Below are 16,150 nucleotides of genomic sequence, written 5' to 3' on the forward strand. Positions count from 1 at the left end.
CAGGAGCGGTATGCCCCCCGTACACAGACTCTTACACATAACTCTTGACACGACCCCTTTCCGGGTCCCAAAGCCCCGAAACGCCGGGCCTCAACGGCTTTCAGGAGGTTCCGCCCTCAGGAAGCGACTTCTGGGAAAGCTGGCAAGGGGGGGAGAACTTCAACACCTGGATGGCGGAGGAGTGGAGCCAGCTCCTTTCCGGGGAAACCCCTGAACCCACCCACCAAGACGAGGCGGGAAACCTCTACTGGGAGGGGCCATCGGGGATTCTCCACGAGTGGGGGGACTATAGCGGAGAATAGGCCCACTAGGCCAACACCCTTGCAACAAAGCGTAGGGAAAGACACGGAGTGGCCCAGCGGCAAGCCCCCGGGGTGGCGCTGGTAGAGCTGGTTGGCGGGGTTCTCGCTATAGGGGGAAGGGTGGGTAGAAGGTGCCTTTCCGGTCCCTAAGGAAGCAGAGGCCCACTAGGCCGAAGGTGGTCATGAGCTTCCTGGGGTAGTCGCCGTTCTTGGGGCCACCCTCTCTTCCCGAAGGAAGGCTTCCCAGTCTAGTTCCAGTAGGTCTTGGATCCCCTCAGCCACGGTTTCCCTCACCGCCTTCCCGGATAGTGGCCTTCAGGGCACTTTGGTCCATGAGGTACCCCCTCGTTTTCCTCAACAGAACCTCTCCTACAACCAGACAGGAAACCCTCAGCCCTTTCCAAGACCCCCGCTACATTTTCCCGAGGGGGAGGGCGTAAGTGCAAGTTTTGCGCTAGCCGTCCAGCACGGCCTTGCCCTTCACCAAGCGTCCATAGTGCTCCTTGGGGTGACCAGCTGGATCGGTGGAGCGTACCAGGAAGCGACCCTTCTGGGTCATCTTCAGGCTCCGATAACTCTCCACTTTCCGCGGGGAGAAACCTTGGGCGGTGATCTCCGCAAAAAGGGCAGCCAAAGCAGCTTCTTCCTCAGGGGTGGGAGGATCCGAAAGGGGCTTGAGGCCCTCACCGAAGGCGCAGTATTCCACCTCTAGTCCTGCGATGCGTATTTTCATGGCTTCTTTCCCTTACTGCCCCCAGGGAGCAGTTCTAGTGGCTCGGGCGGTACCCAGCATGCCGCGCCGCTTCTTCGTTCGGGAAGCAGGCTACCGCTTGTGTACGGGAGTAGTAGGGGTCGCTCGGGACGTGGTAGATGCGGGCTTTCGAGCCTTTGATGGGCGCCTCCTTAGGGCACGAGCCATCCGGGTTCGCTCGGGCGGTTTGCGTGGCGTAAGCAGGGGATGGTCGGGTATCTTGGCCAAGCGCCGATAGTTTCTGTTTAGCCTCCAGGGTGAGGTGGAATGTTCTTGGATAGCGTGACCCGAAACGGAACGCTGCACATCCATCGGCAGGATCACCGCAGACAGCCTTGAAAGCTTCGATCCAGTTTTTGGCGATAGCGCGTTGGGCAGTTTCAAGGGACAGTTCCCCGTGGCAGACCAGGTAGTGCAGAGCATTTTCCAGCCGATCCTTGACGTGGTAGTTCCAGGGAACGGTAAATCCTGCTTGCGGCCAGAGATTTTTGACCGAGTTAGAGCCGCCCAGCTCCAGGGAGATCAGGTGGTCTACTTCCCAGTCCTGGCCTCGTTCTTTCATGAGGCCATATAACGCGAAGATCTGCTGCTTTAGTGCAGGGGGAACGTTTCTCACCGATGCACTGTACCCTTTCTGGCAAACCAGGGAGGCATCGGTGGTGAGCACATCCCCTGGGGTCTTACTGGGGTCCGGCAGGAGGGGCGGCGTGGCCTGGGCCACGCCAATGCCCAGAAAAACCCAAAAGGACCACAACCAGGCTCCCCTCAAGGGGTGATTGCCCGGCAGCCGGATAGGCAAAGCGAACCGGCGAAGCAACACGCGAGAGATGTTAGCCTGCTGCGCTGAAGTAGGGATGAAACCTTATGATGTAGCACAAGTGCTTAAAGGGCTTGCCTGGTAAATCGCCTTAGGTCCCGGAGGGAAGGGAGAAGAAAAACGCAGGAGTGTTCCCCTCATCCCTAACCCCCCTTCCCCAGCCTCTTCCCGGGGGGTGAGGTGGCCTTTAGATCGGTCAGCATCCCCCGCCACCCCGTCACCTGGCCCGCCCAGGGCGAAAACGCCCGCGCCCGCTTGGCGTACACCCCAAAGCGCCGTCCGTGCCGCACCCTCCCCGGAGGGTGGCGCTCCGAGAGCTCCCCCACCGACACCTTCCCCCGTCCCTTCACCCAGCGCCGCCTCCCGCCCACGAAGGGGATACCGGCGCGGGGGAGGGAGAGGTAGCCGCCTTTGGGAGCCTGGGCGAGGGGGGGTGGGGAGGGTCTGGTGGTGGGTTGGGGGCTACGGGAGAGGAAGGCGCTGAGGCGGCTTGGGGAGCGGGGGAGTAAGCCCTCCTCCCACATGGCGTGGACAGTCTTCTTGGGTGAGAGGAGCGGGCCGACGAGGTAAGCCTGGGCGAGGGGGATGCTCGGGGTCTTGGGGTGTGCTGGGGTGGGGGTGCCGGTCAAGGTATCCGTTGCGCAGGGAGTGTATAGGGGGGTGAAAACTTCCATTTGGCGTTTCCGGGTGGCCACCAGGGGCGGATCAAGCGTGTGAATGTGCTGGAGCGCCTTTTCAGGGAGGGGAAGTGGGGGACCAAGGTGGTGGGGGTGTTTCCGAGCGTGAGGAGCCTGGCCAACCTGGCCACGGTGGTGATGCTGAGGGCGAGTAAGGACTGGGCGTTTAGGCGCTACATGGATATGGGCCCGCTCTGGGCCGTGGAAGAGAAACCCACCAAAAAGGCTACTTGACCCCGTGGCACCGGCAGGGCCGGAGAAACGCTCTGACACCTCTGCCACGGTTTTCCTCCCTGCTTCCCGAAGAGGGGTCTTCAGAGTGTCCTGGTCCCTGGGGTACCTCCCCTGCTTCGCGCCCCTTTAAAAGGGCCCCTGCCCTTGGCGGGCAGGGGCCTTGCACTCCCCGAGTAAGTTTGGGAAAGGCCAGGCGCTTCCTAAGGCTTCTTGGCGCCCGAAGCCTTTCCGGACTGGGACGCCGAAGACTTTCCGGACGACGGAGCCTGGGCCTGCGCCACCAAGCTCCCGTCCTTCCCAATGGACACGTGGCGGTTCTTGAGGAGGGTGTTCAGGGCATACACGTTCTTACCCACCCGAACCTTCAAGGTAGACAGGCTCGTGGCCGTGCCCACCACGGGATACCGGTAGACCCGTCCAGAGGGCAGGGAGAAGACCACATAGGCCGCCTTCCCCAACTCCTCCGCGCTCGGGAGCATACCCTTACCCGTCTGCCACAAGGCGAGCCCCTTGGCATCCTCCAGGACCAAGACCGTGCCCGGGGGCAGGGTCTTGGGCGGAAAGACGCTCGCCACCTTCATCCCGCCCTTCCCGCCCATCGTGGCCGCCAACGCCATTGCCGACGCCAAAACCAAACCCAGAACCCTCTTCATCCTTTCACCTCCGGAGCACTCGCTCCACTTTCTAGTGAAAGGGAAGATGCTGAAGCGGTCCTGAAGGTGAGGCGTACGGCGTAGCCCCCCTGGTGGCGGAAGGTGAGCTCGGCCCCCAGCGCCGCCGCCACCTGGCGGACGATGCGCATCCCGAGGCCCTCACGGGGGTTTCCTTTGGGCCCTGTCCCTTCGTCCCAGACTTCCAGGAACACCCTGCCCCCCTCCTCGCCCACCCGCAGGCCCACCGCACCCCTGCCGTGCAGCAGGGCGTTCTGGACCAGGTTGTTGAGGGCTTGTTCCAAAAGGCGGGCATCCGCCCATACCGTGGCCGCCTCGGCCTCCAAAACAATCTCCCGCCCCTGCGCCACCGCCAGGGGTTGGAAGCGGTCAAAGACCTCGCCCGCAAGCCGGAAGAGATCCACTTCGCTCAAACGCAGCTCCTGGGCCTCGGCGCGGGACAGGGCGAGAAGGTTTTCCGCCAGGGCCTCGAGGCGCTCCGCCTGTTGCTTGAGCCGCCTCAGGGTTTCACGGTCCACCTCCTTCGCCCTTAAGAGGGTTTCCAGCCCCACCCGGAAGGCGGCGATGGGGGTCTTGAGCTCGTGGCTCGCCAGGGCAAGGAACCGGGCCTCCCGCTCCCGCTCCGCCTTGAGGGTTGCCAGCAGGTTAGCAAAAGCCTGCGCCAGGCGGGCCACCTCATCCTTGCCCGGGGGCACCGCCACCACCTGGAACCTTTCCGCCCCCTCCGCCAGGCGCCGCAACGGGAGAAGCGCCTGCCCCACAAGGAGGTAAGCACCTGCCCCGGCCAGGAGGCCCAAGAGGAGGAAGATGGGCAGGCTGAGGCGCAGGTAGAAGAGGGCCAAGCGGTCCACCACCCCTAGGGGTTGGGCCACCACCACCCGGTAGCCCCCCCGGCTCACGGCGTAAACCCTCCAGTTGGAAAGCGTGGTGGGGCGCTCCCCCTTATAGGTCCGGAGAAGGCTTGGGGAAGCCTCGAGGCCACCCTTCCAGAGGAGCGCATCTCCCCGGTAAAGCCAGGCGGCACCCGGGAAATCCCCTCCCAAGGCGTCGGCCTCTACCTCCGGCGGGACCAGCCGGTCGGGCTCAGCCAAAGCGGCCTCCAAGAGTACGTTGGCCTGAAAGCGGAGGGTTCGGTCCACCTCCGCCACGGCCAGTCGGGTGAGCCCTATACCCGACAGGGCCAAGCCAAGCCCAAGCCCTGTCAGGGCCACCAAGGAGGTGACCAGGGCCAGACGGGCTCGTAGGCTCATCCGGGAACGCGGTACCCTAGGCCCCTAACCGTTTCCACGAGGCTTTCTCCCAGCTTCTTGCGGAGGTTTTTCACGTAGACCTCCACCAGGTTAGAGGCGCCCTCGTACCCCGGACCCCATATGCGCTCGAGGATCTCCTCCTTGGAGAAAAGGCGGCCGGGGTTAAGGAGCAGGAGCTCCAACAGCTGGTACTCCTTGGCCGTGAGGCTGACCGGAGCTCCCCCTTTAAGCACCCGCTTGGTCTCCACTTCCAACACCACGTCCCCCACCACCACCCTCCGGGGCCGCACCTCCCCCCTCCGGAGGAGGGCCCGGGCCCGGGCGAGGAGCTCGGGCAGGGCGAAGGGCTTGGCGAGGTAGTCTTCCCCCACCTCCAAGCCCAGAAGGCGGTCCTCCAGGGTGTCCTTAGCGGTGAGGAAGAGGATGGGCGTGAAGAAGCCCGCCTCCCTTAAGGCTCGGGCTAAGGCGAAGCCCGCCTCTTCCCCTTCCGGCAAACGCACGTCCAGGATCAGGAGGTCAAAGGCCTCCTCCCAAAGAAACGCCCACGCCTCCTCCTGGCTTGTGGCCCAGCGCACCCTGAACCCCTGGTCCTCCAGTGCCTGGGCCACGAGTTGGCCCAAGGGAGGGTCGTCCTCGAGGAGGAGCAAGCGGGGGTGCATCAGAGCTTCAGACCTTGGCGCAGGGCGTAAACCTTTTGCGGGGTCAGCTTCTTGGCCCGCTCGGCCTTCACCTCCGCCGGGGTGTAGGGCTTGAAGCCCGCAGGGGGCTTGTTGCCGAAGCTGGTGGCCACGTAGTTCAGTATGGCGGCGATCTGGTCGTCCTTAAGCTGCGCTTCCCAGGCCGGCATAGCCCCGTTGTAGGCCTGGCCCTTGACCTGGATCTGCCCCTGCAGGCCGTAGAGGACCAGGTCCATCAGGTAGGTGCGCCCATCCTTCTTGGCGAGGATCTCCTGCACGTGCCCCGCCAGGGGGGGAAAGGCCCCAGGAACCCCTTGGCCGTTGGCCTGGTGGCAGGTGGCGCAGTACTGCCCGTAAAGGGCCTGGCCGCTTTGGGCCATGACGAGGCCCAGCACCAGGGAGAGGAACCAAACTCCTAACCTACGCATGCTTCACCCCCAGATTTCCAGCTTACCACCTCGGCTGAAGAATAGCTGAAAGGGCAACGCCGACAGCTCCCTGTGCTACGCTAGGGGCATGGGGTTATTAGGCGTGCCTAAATCCCGGCCTTGGTGGTGGTACCTGGGTCCCGGGTTCCTGGTTTCCGTGGGGTACATGGACCCAGGCAACTGGGCCACGAGCCTCGAGGCGGGAAGCCGCTACGGGTATAGCCTCCTTTTCATGGTCACCCTGGCCAGCGCCCTGGCCATCCTCTTCCAGGCCCTGGCGGCCCGACTAGGCGTGGCCACGGGCAAGGACCTGGCGGAGCACCTAAGGGAACGCTACCCAGGGACTCGGGGCCGATTGCTCTTCGCCACAGCCTTTTTGGCCATGGTGGCCACGGACCTGGCGGAGTTCATGGGCATGGCGGTGGCCCTCAATCTCCTTTTCGGCGTGAACCTGGTGGTGGCCTCTTGGTTAACCCTGTTGGATGTCTTTCTCCTCCTCTACCTGGACCGCTTCGGAGTCCGGGCGGTGGAGGCGGCCATCACCCTGCTGGTGGGGGTGATCGGCATGGCCTACGCCGTGGAGGTGGTGCTGGCCCGGCCGGAACCCCGGGCCCTCCTTGCCCACCTATTCCTGCCCGACCCGAGCCTTCTGCAGCCGGGCCCCCTCTACGTGGCCCTAGGGATCCTGGGGGCCACGGTGATGCCCCACAATCTCTTCCTCCACTCCGCCCAGGTAAAAAGCCGCATGGGCGAGGAAAGGAGGAGGGTCTACCGCTACCTCCTCCTGGACACTGTCCTCGCTCTGGGCGGAGCCTGGCTGGTGAACGCCGCTATCCTGGTGGTGGCGGCTGCCGTTTTCCACACTCGGGGCCTAGCGATCACCGATCTGGGGCAGGCCTACCACACCTTAGCCCCCCTCCTCGGCCCCTTGGCCGCCTGGGCCTTCGGCGTGGGCCTCTTGGCCAGCGGGCTATCCAGCACCACCACCGGAACCCTGGCCGCCCAGGTGGTGGTGGAAGGCTTCCTCCGGGCCCGGGCCAACCCGGCGCGGACCCGCCTCATCACCCGCCTTCTGGCCGTCCTGCCCGCCACCTTGGCCCTCAACCTCCACGCCTCGCCCATGGAGCTCATCGTCCTGTCCCAGGTGATCCTCTCCCTCCAGCTCCCCTTCACCCTCTTTCCCCTTCTCGCCCTGGTGAACGACTCGCGAGTGATGGGAGCCCTTAGGATTAGGCCGTGGGTGCGCCTCCTGGCCTGGGGCGGAGCTCTTTTCGTCTTAAGCTTGAACCTTATCCTCTTGGTCCAGGCCCTGGTGTGAGGCTGTTCAGGCATCCTTCACGGACCCGCCTTAAGCTAGGGAATATGCGGCGGTGGCTTCCACTCCTCTTGGGGTTTTCTCTGGGCGTGGCGGCGCCCTTGGGCAAGGGCTTGGTCATCGCGGACGCGGGCAACCACCGCCTGGTGGAGCTATCCCCAGAAGGCCGGCTGGTGCGCACCGTGCCTCTCCCGTCCCCGTTTCGCTACACCGACGACGTGTTTTTTGCGCCGGGAGGTAAGGTGGCCTACATCACCGACCCCGAGGTGGACGCCGTGGCGGCCGTGCGCTACCCCGAGGGCCAGCTCCTTTGGACCTACGGCAAGCCCGGGCGGCCGGGGCCGGGGCCGGGCCAGCTGGACAACCCCGATGACTTGGTCCCCCTCCCCTCCGGCCTATTGGCCGTGGCGGACATCCGCAACTGCCGGGTCCTCCTCCTCACCCCGCAAGGCCAGCTCGCGCGCATTCTCGGCCACACCGGGGTGTGCCGCAACCGGGACGGGTACTTCAACAAGCCCAACGGCGCTTTCCCCTTGGGCAGGGATCGGCTCGTGGTCACCGAGATCGTGGGGCACGATATCGCCATCGTGGACCTCCAGGGCCACCGCCTGAGCACCCTGCCCCTTCCCCTCCACTACCCCTCGGACGCCAACCTGACCCCTTGGGGTACCCTCTTGGTGGTGGATTGGTGGTCCCCTGGAGCGGTGCTGGAGTTGGACCTTAAGGGGCGGGTCCTTTGGCGGTACGCCCCCACGGGGAAGGAGGAGCGTCTCGACCACCCCTCCGTGGCGGTGGGGCTTGCCAACGGCCTCGTGGTCCTCACGGACGACCGGCGCCACCGCGTCCTGGTGGTGGATCGGAAGACAAATCGGGTGGTCTTCCAGTACGGCAGGACGGACCGTCCCGGCTCTGGACCGGGGGAGCTTCGCTACCCCGATGGCTTGGATCCTCTGCGGTAGCATGGAACCCGTGTGGCCCCTACTCCTCCTCCTAGCCCCCTTACCTTGGGGGGAAGGCGGTACCCCGGTCAAGCCGTTGCCCTACCAAGATTTGCCCACCCTCGGGCTAACCCTGCCTGGAGTGGTGCGCGCCGTCTACCTCGGTAACGGCCACATCGAGGCCGCCCATGTGGTGCTGGAAACCCAGGCGAGAAACCCCGAAGGCCTGCTGCGCCTAGCCCAACAGGCGGTCGAGGAGGCTTGGAGGGCGAGGCCCTCCCTGGCCGAGGTGGACCTCTCCCTCTACGGCGCCCCCTACCGGGCGGAGGACCTCCCCCTCCTCACCGCCAGCGTCCCGCAGGGCCGGGCCAGGGAGTTTCTCGCTCTCCGCGAGCCTCGGCGTTACGATCGCCTATGGCTCAATCCCGGCAAAACCGGGTTCCTTCCCCCCGAGCCCGTCTTGGAGGACAAACCCCATCCGGAGGGCCCCGAGTCCTTCCGCGCCAAGGAACGGGCCACGCAGCTCCTGCAAAGCCGCACCGGCCCCAGGCCAGGGGTCATCTACCACGGGGACCCCGGACGGCCCTTCGCCGCCCTGACCTTTGACGACGCGCCCCATCCCCTCTTCACCCCCTTACTCCTAGACCTCCTAGCCCGCTCGGGGGTCAAGGCCACCTTCTTCGTCATCGGCCGCAACGCCGAAGCCTACCCCTACTTCGTCCGGGACCTGGTGGCGGCGGGGCACGAGCTCGGCAACCACACCTACCACCACGTGCGCCTGCCCAAGCTCCCCCCAGAGGAGGTGAGGCGGGAGCTCCTCCTCTGCAACCAGGTGTTGGCGGCCATCACCGGAACCACCCCCAGGTACTTCCGCCCCCCGGGGGGGCGCTACAGCCCTGAGGTGCTCCGCATCGCCCGCGAGCTCGGGCTTGCCACGGTCTTCTGGACGGACGATCCCGGGGACTACGCCGGCCTGGCCCCAGGGGTTTTGGAGCGCCGCCTCGAGGCCCATCTGCGCCCCGGAGGGATCGTCCTGCTACACGACAATGTGGTGGGAACGTTGGAGGTCCTCCCCTTCTTCCTTCGCAAGGCTAAGGAGCGGGGTCTTGTCCTAGGCCCCGTGGGGGCCTTGCCGCTAGCCCGAAGGTAATGCGGGACACCCGCTTGGACGCCTTCCGGGGCCTTACGGTCCTCCTCATGCTCACCGTTAACAACTTGCCCCCGGGGGCTCCGGGGTGGCTTGGCCACGGCCCCTTCGGCCAGAGCTACCACCTGGCCGACCTGGTACTCCCTTGGTACCTGTTCGCCATGGGGGCCGCCATTCCCTACAGCCGGGAAGGCGCGCGGAACAAGGGGCTGTCCCCGCTTCTCCTTGAACTCAGGATCCTGCGGCGGGTGGGCCTCCTCTTCCTTCTGGGCTTGGGACTTACCAGCCTCCAGGCTCGGCGTCCTGTATTCGCCCTGGACGTGCTGCAACTCCTGGCTTTGGCCTACTGGGTGGGGGCGTGGCTCTACGACCTCCCCCCCTTGCGCCGCACCTTCCTAGCCCTGGCCTTGCTCAGCGCCTACGGTGCCGCCATCCTCCTCCTCCCGGTTCCCGGGATTGGAGCCGGCGTGTTCCGCCCCGATGAGAACGCCATCCTTCACCTGAACCGCACCTACCTGGCTCCCTTGGGCCTGAGGGGGCTCCCCTCCGCCATCCCCACGGGAGCCTTCGTCCTCTTGGCCACGGGGGTGGGCGAGGCCCTGCGAGCGAGGAGGGCCCTTTGGCCCTGGGGGCTTCTGGGCCTTGCGGGAGGCTTAGCCTTCCTTCCCTTTCTTCCCCCCGACAAGACCTACTGGACCCCCACCTACCTCCTCCTGGCCCTCTTTGCGGCCGTGGTGGCTTTGGAAGGCCTGGGACGCCTCCCCGCCCTCCGCCGCCTCCTATCTCCCCTAGGGACCAATCCACTCCTCGCCTATGCGCTTCCCATCGCCCTCAAGCTCACGGTCCTCTCCGGCTTCCTGGCCGCAACCCAAACCTTTTTACTCGTGCGTTTCGGGCTTCCTGGGGGATACCTTTACACCGCTGGCTACGTCCTGGTATGGAGTGTGATCCTCTGGGCACTGGACCGGAAGGGGATTTACATGCGGGTTTAACCAGGGAAGGAATGCGGCGCTTTGGAAGCGAGCCTACTTGCCCGTGATGGTAAACACCATCGTCCTTGTGGACTTTGTGTCCTTGCGGGTGAGGGAGCGCTTTGGCTTGCGCCTTGCGTTCAACCTGGCGCTGGCGTTGCTCCCATTGCTGGGCTACTGGCTTTGGGCTTGAAAGCGAGAGGCGGCTCAGCGAAGCTTACCGCTAGTAGCAATCACTTGCAACTGAACTTCCCGTGCGTTAGCTTAGGGGACATGAAGCCCTCTCCCGTGCCCGAGCACGAACACCGCATCGTCCTCCAAGTGGTCCAGCCAGGGCTCTTAGGGCTAATGGACGGGTCGGTGTCCACCCTGGCCCCCCTTTTCGCCGCCGCCGGACTCACGGGGAATCCCCACAGCGCCTTCCTGGTGGGCATGGCCGCCGCGCTGGGTGCCGCCTTGTCCATGGGGCTTGCCGAGGCGCTTTCCGATGATGGCAAGCTGTCCGGTCGCGGACACCCCATGTTGCGCGGGAGCGTCACCGGTATCGGAACGTTCCTCGGAGGTACCTTCCATACCCTGCCCTTTCTCATCCCCCACCTGGGTCTGGCTCTGGGCCTGGCCTCCACGGTGGTGGTGTTGGAGCTCTTGGCCATCGCCTGGATCCGGTACCGCTACATGCGAAGCCCCCTCGGCGCCACCGTGGTCCAGGTCCTGGTGGGAGGGGGACTCGTCTTCCTTGTGGGGCTCACCCTGGGGCGGCTGGGACCGGGTTAGGGTGCGCAGGGTATAAAGGATCGTGGGCGCTGGGACGACTCCCCGCTCCGAAGGGCGGGGCTACACGCTAGGTTGCGCCTGACCTCGGTTCAGGAAGTGGACGCGCTTGTGCTTCGGGAATGCTTGTCCCGTTTCTGGGACCCGGCGCTTTGGGTCAAGAAGCTCACCCTCTCACCCACCTTGCGATAGGCGCCCTTGGGTTGCAGGGGTCCTCCGCCGATGTGGAAAGGCGCATCGCATCATGTTTGCTGGGCTTGGTTACGGCGGCCTGGGAGTGTTCGTATACCCCCAGCAAGCCACGGGCCTCGCCCCTGGCAGCGTCCCACGCCCCCTCCTTGTAAATCCCCCCGCGGCACATCCCCCGCCGAAAGAGGTCCAACATGCCCGGACTTTTGTGGGCCACCGAAGCCTTCAGCCGTCAGCTTCCTACGGGCACGACGCCGGGTGGCCCCGACGCCCCCGTGGGCCCGCTCCGGGCCCGGCGCGGGATCACTTGGGAGGCGTAGACGTCCTGGTGGGCGGTGTACCCGCAAGCGGGGCAGACGGAAAAGCCCTCGGAGAGCGCCTTGGCCACCCGCTCCCCGCGCCCGGCGCAGGTCTGGGAGGTCCCCCTGGGGCCCACGGGGATCACTACCCTACCAGTTTTCCAGGCCATGCAGGGAAGCACCTGGTCACCCAAGGCGCCATTAGCGCCTTGGGCCCTCCAATAGGATGAGGACCTAAGCCTGACCTTTCCCCTCTCCCGCGGTCCCCCAAGGAAGATGGGCTTGAGGGGAGAGAGGTCCCTCGGCTCCCCTCGCCCAAGGAGGGGAAGAAAGAGGCCTGCCCGCAGAACCCTCCAGGGATTGGCGCCAGGGGGGCTCCTTCCATCCGTTGACCCCCGCTGGCCCGGAAGGCCGGCCTTGCCTCGTAAATCGCCTTGTACCCCGGAGGGGGAGGAAGGAGACACCCTGAGGCCATGGGCCAAAAGCTCCAAGGGCGCCACCGCCGTCCTCGGCTTCCGCACCCCACGGGGACCAAACCTCCCCAAGGCCCAGGCCCCCAAAACCGTGTGGGAAGCGTACCCCGTCGCACCTCCGAAGCCATGCCGCCCCACCAGGTTCCCCAGGAGGCATTCTGCTCGCCCTTCCTCGCTCGGTTAAAATCTTCCCGAGGCGCGTTCCCCCGCCAGCTAAAGCGGGCGGTCCCCTGCGCTCGGGTGCCAATGGAAGCCCACCTCCGAGAAATCCTAGGCGATCCCCTCACCCTCGCCTTTACCCTCCTCCGGGTGGCCGTGGTCTACCTGGTCCTCCTCCTTTTCCTGCGCCTGAGCGGCAAGAAGGTGCTGGGGCAGATGACCCCCCTGGATCTCCTTACCCTGCTCCTCCTGTCCAACGTGGTGCAAAACGCCATGATCGGCCCCGACAACAGCTTGCTGGGCGGGCTTTTGGGGGCCGGCCTCCTCCTGCTCTTGGACCGGGTCCTCTCCCGTAGCCGCCTGCGCCGCTCCTTCATGGGCGAGCCCGTCCTCCTGGTTCACGAGGGAAGGCCCGTTTGGGACCACCTCCGTCGGGAGGGGGTGGAACTGGAGGAACTCATGGCCGCCTTGCGGGAGCACGGGGTGGCCCGCCTCGAGGACGTCCTGGAGGCGGTTCTAGAGGTGGACGGCACGATCAGCGTGGTGCCCAAGGACCACCTGGAGCCGAAACGGGTGCGCAAGGTGCGCTCCAGCCGCAACCGCTAGGGACTGGCCGGGGCCTCGGGCCGGGAAAAGAGCTCGTTCCTGCGCACGAAGGCCTCCATGAAGCGCCCCAGGAGCTCCATCTGGCTTCGGTGCGCCCTCAAGGCCTTGAGCTTCCGCTCCTCCTCCTCGGGCGTGAGGTCCAGGCGCCACCAGGGAAGGTGGCGCCCCCGGGGCGGGGGCTCGAGGTAAAGGGCCGGGTGCAGGCCTTTGGGCAAGGGCCACTCCAGCCCCCCGTGCACGATGTAAAAGCGGAGCCGATCCAAGGCGCCCCTTTCCCCCATGAGGCGGAGGGCCATATAAGCGGTGGCCCGGTGGTCCACGTGGGCATCCTCCGGGGCTGGGGAGAGGACCAGGTCGGGCTTTACCTCGGCCAGCACCCGTTTAAGGTCTTCCTCCCACGCCTCCCCGGTGTAGGGGGCCCCGGGGTGGAAGGCACCAGGATAGGCCACGCGGTCCAAGTGGGTGGCCGGGGAGCGGTAGGGGATGTAAAAGTTCTCCAGGAACATGTGGAGGAGGCCCCGGTCCGGGTAACCCAGGAAGTAAAGGTGATCCTCCGGGACCCCGAGCACCCGCGCCGCCGCCTTGGCCTCCTCCAAGCGCCGAAGGGCGAGGCGCCGGAGGTCCTCGGGTCCGGGCCGCACCCTCCGGTCCAGGAGGGCCGCATCCCATTGGAACCCATCCCCCAGGGTCATCCAGGCGAGGAACACCTCACCTCCCGCCGCTAAAACCCGCTGCACGAGGCCCCCCGCCGCCAGGCTTTCGTCGTCGGGATGGGGCGCCAAGACCAAAAGGCGCACCTTAAGGGGATCAGCGTAAGGAGGGAGTTTCCCCACTCTCCCCCGGTAGTACCAAGCGTAGCCCTGCTGGAAAAGCCAGGGGGCGTTGATGAAAAGGGCCAGGAGCCCCACGAGGACCAAAGCCCACACCAGCACCCTACGCCTCACGCTCCCTCCCTCGGGCCCAGGCAAACCCGGAACCGCGCCCCGCCCCAGGGGCTTTCCTCCACTCGGGCAAAACCCCCGTGCGCCTCGGCCACCCGGCGGACCAGGGCGAGGCCGAGGCCGCTCCCACCTCCTGGGCCCAGCCGGAAAAAGGGGCGGAAGACCTCCTCCCGGCGCTCCTTGGGTATCCCGGGGCCGTCATCCTCCACCAGGATACAGGGCCCAGGCCGAAGGCGGATGGCCACGCGGGCACGGGCGTGGCGCAGGGCGTTCTCCAGGAGGTTGCGCACCAAGGCTTGGAGCAAGACGGGGTCCCCCCGGTAGGGCAAGGCGTTGGGCAGGTCCAGCTCCACCTTCTTTGCCAGCACCAGCCCTTCCATGGCCTCCAAGACGATCCCGGTGAGGTCCACCTCCTCCCGCGCCACCGGGGCCTCCGCCCGCACCAGGAGGAAGAGCCTTTCCGTCAAGGCCTTGAGGTGGAGGGCCGCCTCGAGGGCCTTCTCCAGGGGCTTGCGCTGGGAACCCGCCATCTCCAACGCCTGCTCCAGCCGCCCCAGCAGCACGGAAAGAGGTGTGCGGAGCTCGTGGGCGGCGTAGCGGACAAACTGCCGTTCCCCCTCCAAGACGCGCTCCAAGGCGGCCAGGAGAAGGTTTTGCGCCCGGGCCAGGCGCCCCACCTCGTCCCACGAACCCGGCTCGGGCAGGCGAGCCTTGGGGTCCGGAGCCTGGGCCAGCTCCAAGGCGCGGCGCGCCATGCGGTTTAGGGGTGCCAAGGCCCGCCCCGCAAGCGCATAACCGAGGAGGAGGGAAAAGGCGAGGGCCGCCAAGAAGGCCAAGAGCAACACCGCATCCATTCGGGCCAAGGCCACCTCCACGGTTTCCAGGGAACGGGAGGCCACCAAGACCCCTCCCCCCTCCGCCAGGGCGCAGTACCGCACCTCCCCCCAGGTGGCGCACCCCAACGCCACCCTGGGGGGAGGGGGAAGGGCAGGTCCCCGACGGTCCACGAGCCTGCCCTTCTGGTAGAGGTAAAGCCCAAGGTCCGGCGGCAGGGCCTCCCCCTCCCCCTCCAGGCGGAGCGCGCCGTTCTCCTCGTTGACCAGGGAGCGGGCCACCCCAAGGGCCTCCCGAAGCGTGACGTCCACGGCTCCAAAAAGGCTCGCCCTCACAGCGAAGTGGAGGTACAGGCCGAGCCCCCCCAGGACCAGGGTCAGGAGCAGGGCGTAACTTAAGGCAAGCCTCAGGCGGAGGCTCATCCCTGGAAGCGGTATCCCCGTCCCCGTTCGGTGAGGATGGCGTCCTCGGCCAACTTGCGCCGCAGGCGGTAGACGTAGACGTCCACCACCTTGGGGTCCACGCTCTCCTCCCCCGCCCAGACCTTTTCCAGCAAAACCTCCCTGGGGTAAATGCCCCCGGCGTTTAGGGCGAGAAAGGCCAGCAGGGCGTACTCCTTGCCCGCAAGGCTCACTTCCCGGCCCTCCCAGTAGGCCCGCCTTCCCTCCAGGTCCAGGGTTAGGCGGCCCCGCACCACCAGGTTTTGCGCTTCCCCATGGGCCCGGCGCAAAAGGGCCCGAACCCGGGCCCGAAGCTCCTTGAGGTGGAAGGGCTTGGGGAGGTAGTCGTCCGCCCCCGCCTCCAGACCCTCCACCCGATCCTCCACCTCGCCGCGGGCGGTCAGCATCAACACGGGGAGCCTCTGCTCCCCCCGTAGCTTCCGCAAGAGGGCGAAGCCGTCCATTCCCGGGAGCATAACGTCCAGTACAGCAAGATCGTAAGGGAAAGTGGCAAGGAGTCCCAAGGCCTCCTCCCCCGTGGTCACCCAGTCCACCGCATAGCCCTCCGCCTCGAGGACCTCCCGCACCAGCTCCCCCACCCTGGGGTCATCTTCCACCAAAAGGACCCGCATCCTGCCCCTTCCACAGCCACCTCAGGCCGAGAAACCAGGCGGTGGTGAGCGCCCAACCCGCCAGCACGTCCGAGGGGTAGTGCACCTGCAGGTAGAGCCGGGATAGGGCCACCAGAAAGGCCCACACGAGCCCAACCGCCAGGGCCACCCGGGCCCGGGACCCGCCCTCCTCCAGGAGCCAGTAGAGCGCCAAGGCCAAGGCCAAGCCGGCCATGGCGTGCCCCGAGGGGAAGCTGTAGTCGGACTCCGGGGCAAGTTGCGGGAAGAGGTGGGGGCGGGGACGGGCGAAGAAAACCTTGGCCACGAGGTTAAGGGCTTCGCTCCCCCCCAGGAACACCAGGAGGATGGGCCAGGGCCGCCCCCGTCGGTAAGCCCAAAGGAGAAGGGCCAAGGACCCCAGCACCACGAGAGGCGGGGATGCGGTCCAGGAGAGGGCGAAGGCCAGGGTGTCCCCCAGGGGGCTCTGGCGCCCGTGAAGCCAGGCCAGGACTGCCCCGTCAAAGGCAAAGCCTTGCTTTCGAAAGACCCCTTGGGCCAGGACCGCAAAAAGCGCCAAGGACAGGAGCAACCCACCGTACAGGGCCGCAAGGGGAAGCCTGGAGCGTTGTGAACCCCTCACCTCCATAGC

General features: G+C 66.2%; 21 protein-coding genes and 1 pseudogene. 9 read left to right on the forward strand and 13 right to left on the reverse strand.

Annotated features, from left to right (window positions below; translation table 11 throughout):
- Positions 1 to 44 precede the first annotated feature (44 nt).
- On the forward strand, positions 45 to 302 hold the full coding sequence (locus L0D17_RS07710) for a hypothetical protein (RefSeq protein WP_243094667.1): 258 nt from the start codon (positions 45 to 47) through the stop codon (positions 300 to 302).
- Between the two features lie 454 nt (positions 303 to 756).
- Here L0D17_RS07710 and L0D17_RS07715 read toward each other — a convergent pair whose 3' ends face one another.
- The 3 genes from L0D17_RS07715 to L0D17_RS07725 form a co-directional block, all read right to left on the reverse strand.
- Positions 757 to 1,035 carry a hypothetical protein gene (locus L0D17_RS07715; RefSeq protein WP_243094668.1) on the reverse strand — a complete coding sequence of 93 codons (279 nt, stop codon included), beginning with the start codon at positions 1,033 to 1,035 and terminating at the stop codon, positions 757 to 759.
- A gap of 34 nt (positions 1,036 to 1,069) precedes the next feature.
- The gene (locus L0D17_RS07720; protein WP_243094669.1) at positions 1,070 to 1,873 is read right to left on the reverse strand and encodes a sunset domain-containing protein; all 804 of its coding nucleotides are present in this window, start codon (positions 1,871 to 1,873) and stop codon (positions 1,070 to 1,072) included.
- A 140-nt stretch (positions 1,874 to 2,013) separates the two neighbouring features.
- Positions 2,014 to 2,394 carry a hypothetical protein gene (locus tag L0D17_RS07725; protein WP_243094670.1) on the reverse strand — a complete coding sequence of 127 codons (381 nt, stop codon included), beginning with the start codon at positions 2,392 to 2,394 and terminating at the stop codon, positions 2,014 to 2,016.
- Between the two features lie 150 nt (positions 2,395 to 2,544).
- Between L0D17_RS07725 and L0D17_RS07730 the strand changes: the two genes are divergently transcribed.
- Positions 2,545 to 2,781: a transposase gene (locus L0D17_RS07730; RefSeq protein WP_279231640.1), complete on the forward strand. Its 237-nt coding sequence runs from the start codon at positions 2,545 to 2,547 to the stop codon at positions 2,779 to 2,781.
- 200 nt (positions 2,782 to 2,981) lie between these two features.
- On the opposite strand, the gene L0D17_RS07735 is transcribed toward L0D17_RS07730, so the two are convergent.
- The 4 genes from L0D17_RS07735 to L0D17_RS07750 form a co-directional block, all read right to left on the reverse strand.
- The gene (locus tag L0D17_RS07735; protein WP_243094672.1) at positions 2,982 to 3,362 is read right to left on the reverse strand and encodes a hypothetical protein; all 381 of its coding nucleotides are present in this window, start codon (positions 3,360 to 3,362) and stop codon (positions 2,982 to 2,984) included.
- A 68-nt stretch (positions 3,363 to 3,430) separates the two neighbouring features.
- Entirely contained in the window at positions 3,431 to 4,702 is a 1,272-nt protein-coding gene (locus L0D17_RS13560) for a sensor histidine kinase (RefSeq protein WP_279231641.1), read from the reverse strand.
- Positions 4,699 to 5,361, reverse strand: a complete 663-nt coding sequence (locus L0D17_RS07745; protein WP_243094673.1) for a response regulator transcription factor — start codon at positions 5,359 to 5,361, stop codon at positions 4,699 to 4,701. The genes L0D17_RS13560 and L0D17_RS07745 overlap by 4 nt, the downstream gene beginning before the upstream one ends.
- Positions 5,361 to 5,807 carry a c-type cytochrome gene (locus tag L0D17_RS07750; RefSeq protein ID WP_243094674.1) on the reverse strand — a complete coding sequence of 149 codons (447 nt, stop codon included), beginning with the start codon at positions 5,805 to 5,807 and terminating at the stop codon, positions 5,361 to 5,363. The genes L0D17_RS07745 and L0D17_RS07750 overlap by 1 nt, the downstream gene beginning before the upstream one ends.
- Positions 5,808 to 5,910: 103 nt before the next feature.
- Here L0D17_RS07750 and L0D17_RS07755 point away from each other — a divergent pair, with 103 nt between their 5' ends.
- The 6 genes from L0D17_RS07755 (at position 5,911) to L0D17_RS07775 (ending at position 10,952) form a co-directional block, all read left to right on the forward strand.
- Positions 5,911 to 7,125 (forward strand): Nramp family divalent metal transporter, encoded by a 1,215-nt coding sequence (locus tag L0D17_RS07755; protein ID WP_243094675.1) that lies wholly within the window; start codon positions 5,911 to 5,913, stop codon positions 7,123 to 7,125.
- A gap of 44 nt (positions 7,126 to 7,169) precedes the next feature.
- Positions 7,170 to 8,081, forward strand: coding sequence for an NHL repeat-containing protein (locus tag L0D17_RS07760; RefSeq protein WP_243094676.1), 912 nt, complete (start codon positions 7,170 to 7,172; stop codon positions 8,079 to 8,081).
- A gap of 124 nt (positions 8,082 to 8,205) precedes the next feature.
- Positions 8,206 to 9,210, forward strand: coding sequence for a polysaccharide deacetylase family protein (locus L0D17_RS07765; RefSeq protein WP_243094677.1), 1,005 nt, complete (start codon positions 8,206 to 8,208; stop codon positions 9,208 to 9,210).
- On the forward strand, positions 9,210 to 10,199 hold the full coding sequence (locus L0D17_RS07770) for a DUF5009 domain-containing protein (RefSeq protein ID WP_243094678.1): 990 nt from the start codon (positions 9,210 to 9,212) through the stop codon (positions 10,197 to 10,199). The genes L0D17_RS07765 and L0D17_RS07770 overlap by 1 nt, the downstream gene beginning before the upstream one ends.
- 46 nt (positions 10,200 to 10,245) lie before the next feature.
- A complete protein-coding gene (locus tag L0D17_RS13565; RefSeq protein WP_279231644.1) occupies positions 10,246 to 10,371 on the forward strand; it encodes a hypothetical protein in 126 nt (41 codons plus the stop codon).
- Positions 10,372 to 10,451: 80 nt separating this feature from the next.
- Positions 10,452 to 10,952, forward strand: a complete 501-nt coding sequence (locus L0D17_RS07775; RefSeq protein ID WP_243094679.1) for a VIT1/CCC1 transporter family protein — start codon at positions 10,452 to 10,454, stop codon at positions 10,950 to 10,952.
- 418 nt (positions 10,953 to 11,370) lie between these two features.
- Here L0D17_RS07775 and L0D17_RS13940 read toward each other — a convergent pair whose 3' ends face one another.
- Complete coding sequence (locus tag L0D17_RS13940; protein ID WP_423247950.1) at positions 11,371 to 11,607, reverse strand: zinc ribbon domain-containing protein; 237 nt, start codon at positions 11,605 to 11,607, stop codon at positions 11,371 to 11,373.
- A pseudogene (locus L0D17_RS07780) lies at positions 11,583 to 11,850 on the reverse strand (hypothetical protein); the annotation flags it as partial. The gene L0D17_RS13940 and the pseudogene L0D17_RS07780, both read right to left, overlap by 25 nt.
- 306 nt (positions 11,851 to 12,156) lie before the next feature.
- Between L0D17_RS07780 and L0D17_RS07785 the strand changes: the two are divergent.
- A complete protein-coding gene (locus tag L0D17_RS07785; RefSeq protein WP_243094680.1) occupies positions 12,157 to 12,675 on the forward strand; it encodes a YetF domain-containing protein in 519 nt (172 codons plus the stop codon).
- Here the strand turns inward: L0D17_RS07785 and L0D17_RS07790 are convergent.
- From L0D17_RS07790 to L0D17_RS07805, 4 genes are read right to left on the reverse strand one after another with little or no spacing between them, the layout of a single operon-like run.
- Entirely contained in the window at positions 12,672 to 13,619 is a 948-nt protein-coding gene (locus tag L0D17_RS07790) for a PIG-L deacetylase family protein (protein WP_243094681.1), read from the reverse strand. The two genes, L0D17_RS07785 and L0D17_RS07790, sit on opposite strands and share 4 nt — an antisense overlap.
- Positions 13,616 to 14,872 (reverse strand): sensor histidine kinase, encoded by a 1,257-nt coding sequence (locus tag L0D17_RS07795; RefSeq protein ID WP_243094682.1) that lies wholly within the window; start codon positions 14,870 to 14,872, stop codon positions 13,616 to 13,618. Before L0D17_RS07795 ends, L0D17_RS07790 begins: the two co-directional genes overlap by 4 nt.
- Entirely contained in the window at positions 14,869 to 15,522 is a 654-nt protein-coding gene (locus tag L0D17_RS07800) for a response regulator transcription factor (RefSeq protein ID WP_243094683.1), read from the reverse strand. Before L0D17_RS07800 ends, L0D17_RS07795 begins: the two co-directional genes overlap by 4 nt.
- A complete protein-coding gene (locus L0D17_RS07805; protein WP_243094684.1) occupies positions 15,497 to 16,141 on the reverse strand; it encodes a phosphatase PAP2 family protein in 645 nt (214 codons plus the stop codon). The genes L0D17_RS07800 and L0D17_RS07805 overlap by 26 nt, the downstream gene beginning before the upstream one ends.
- Positions 16,142 to 16,150: the final 9 nt, after the last annotated feature.

Origin of the sequence: Thermus thalpophilus, assembly GCF_022760915.1 — a bacterium.
Classification (GTDB): Bacteria; Deinococcota; Deinococci; order Deinococcales; family Thermaceae; genus Thermus; species Thermus thalpophilus.

What these genes read in the sequence shown, in the direction of transcription:
- L0D17_RS07795 (WP_243094682.1), bottom strand. Translation starts at nt 14,872, where the DNA reads ATGAGCCTCCGCCTGAGGCTTGCCTTAAGTTACGCCCTGCTCCTGACC.
- L0D17_RS13565 (WP_279231644.1), top strand. Translation starts at nt 10,246, where the DNA reads ATGGTAAACACCATCGTCCTTGTGGACTTTGTGTCCTTGCGGGTGAGG.
- L0D17_RS07725 (WP_243094670.1), bottom strand. Translation starts at nt 2,394, where the DNA reads ATGTGGGAGGAGGGCTTACTCCCCCGCTCCCCAAGCCGCCTCAGCGCC.
- L0D17_RS07775 (WP_243094679.1), top strand. Translation starts at nt 10,452, where the DNA reads ATGAAGCCCTCTCCCGTGCCCGAGCACGAACACCGCATCGTCCTCCAA.
- L0D17_RS07785 (WP_243094680.1), top strand. Translation starts at nt 12,157, where the DNA reads ATGGAAGCCCACCTCCGAGAAATCCTAGGCGATCCCCTCACCCTCGCC.
- L0D17_RS07800 (WP_243094683.1), bottom strand. Translation starts at nt 15,522, where the DNA reads ATGCGGGTCCTTTTGGTGGAAGATGACCCCAGGGTGGGGGAGCTGGTG.
- L0D17_RS13560 (WP_279231641.1), bottom strand. Translation starts at nt 4,702, where the DNA reads ATGAGCCTACGAGCCCGTCTGGCCCTGGTCACCTCCTTGGTGGCCCTG.
- L0D17_RS07745 (WP_243094673.1), bottom strand. Translation starts at nt 5,361, where the DNA reads ATGCACCCCCGCTTGCTCCTCCTCGAGGACGACCCTCCCTTGGGCCAA.
- L0D17_RS07770 (WP_243094678.1), top strand. Translation starts at nt 9,210, where the DNA reads ATGCGGGACACCCGCTTGGACGCCTTCCGGGGCCTTACGGTCCTCCTC.
- L0D17_RS07735 (WP_243094672.1), bottom strand. Translation starts at nt 3,362, where the DNA reads ATGAAGGTGGCGAGCGTCTTTCCGCCCAAGACCCTGCCCCCGGGCACG.
- L0D17_RS07715 (WP_243094668.1), bottom strand. Translation starts at nt 1,035, where the DNA reads ATGAAAATACGCATCGCAGGACTAGAGGTGGAATACTGCGCCTTCGGT.
- L0D17_RS13940 (WP_423247950.1), bottom strand. Translation starts at nt 11,607, where the DNA reads ATGGCCTGGAAAACTGGTAGGGTAGTGATCCCCGTGGGCCCCAGGGGG.
- L0D17_RS07750 (WP_243094674.1), bottom strand. Translation starts at nt 5,807, where the DNA reads ATGCGTAGGTTAGGAGTTTGGTTCCTCTCCCTGGTGCTGGGCCTCGTC.
- L0D17_RS07760 (WP_243094676.1), top strand. Translation starts at nt 7,170, where the DNA reads ATGCGGCGGTGGCTTCCACTCCTCTTGGGGTTTTCTCTGGGCGTGGCG.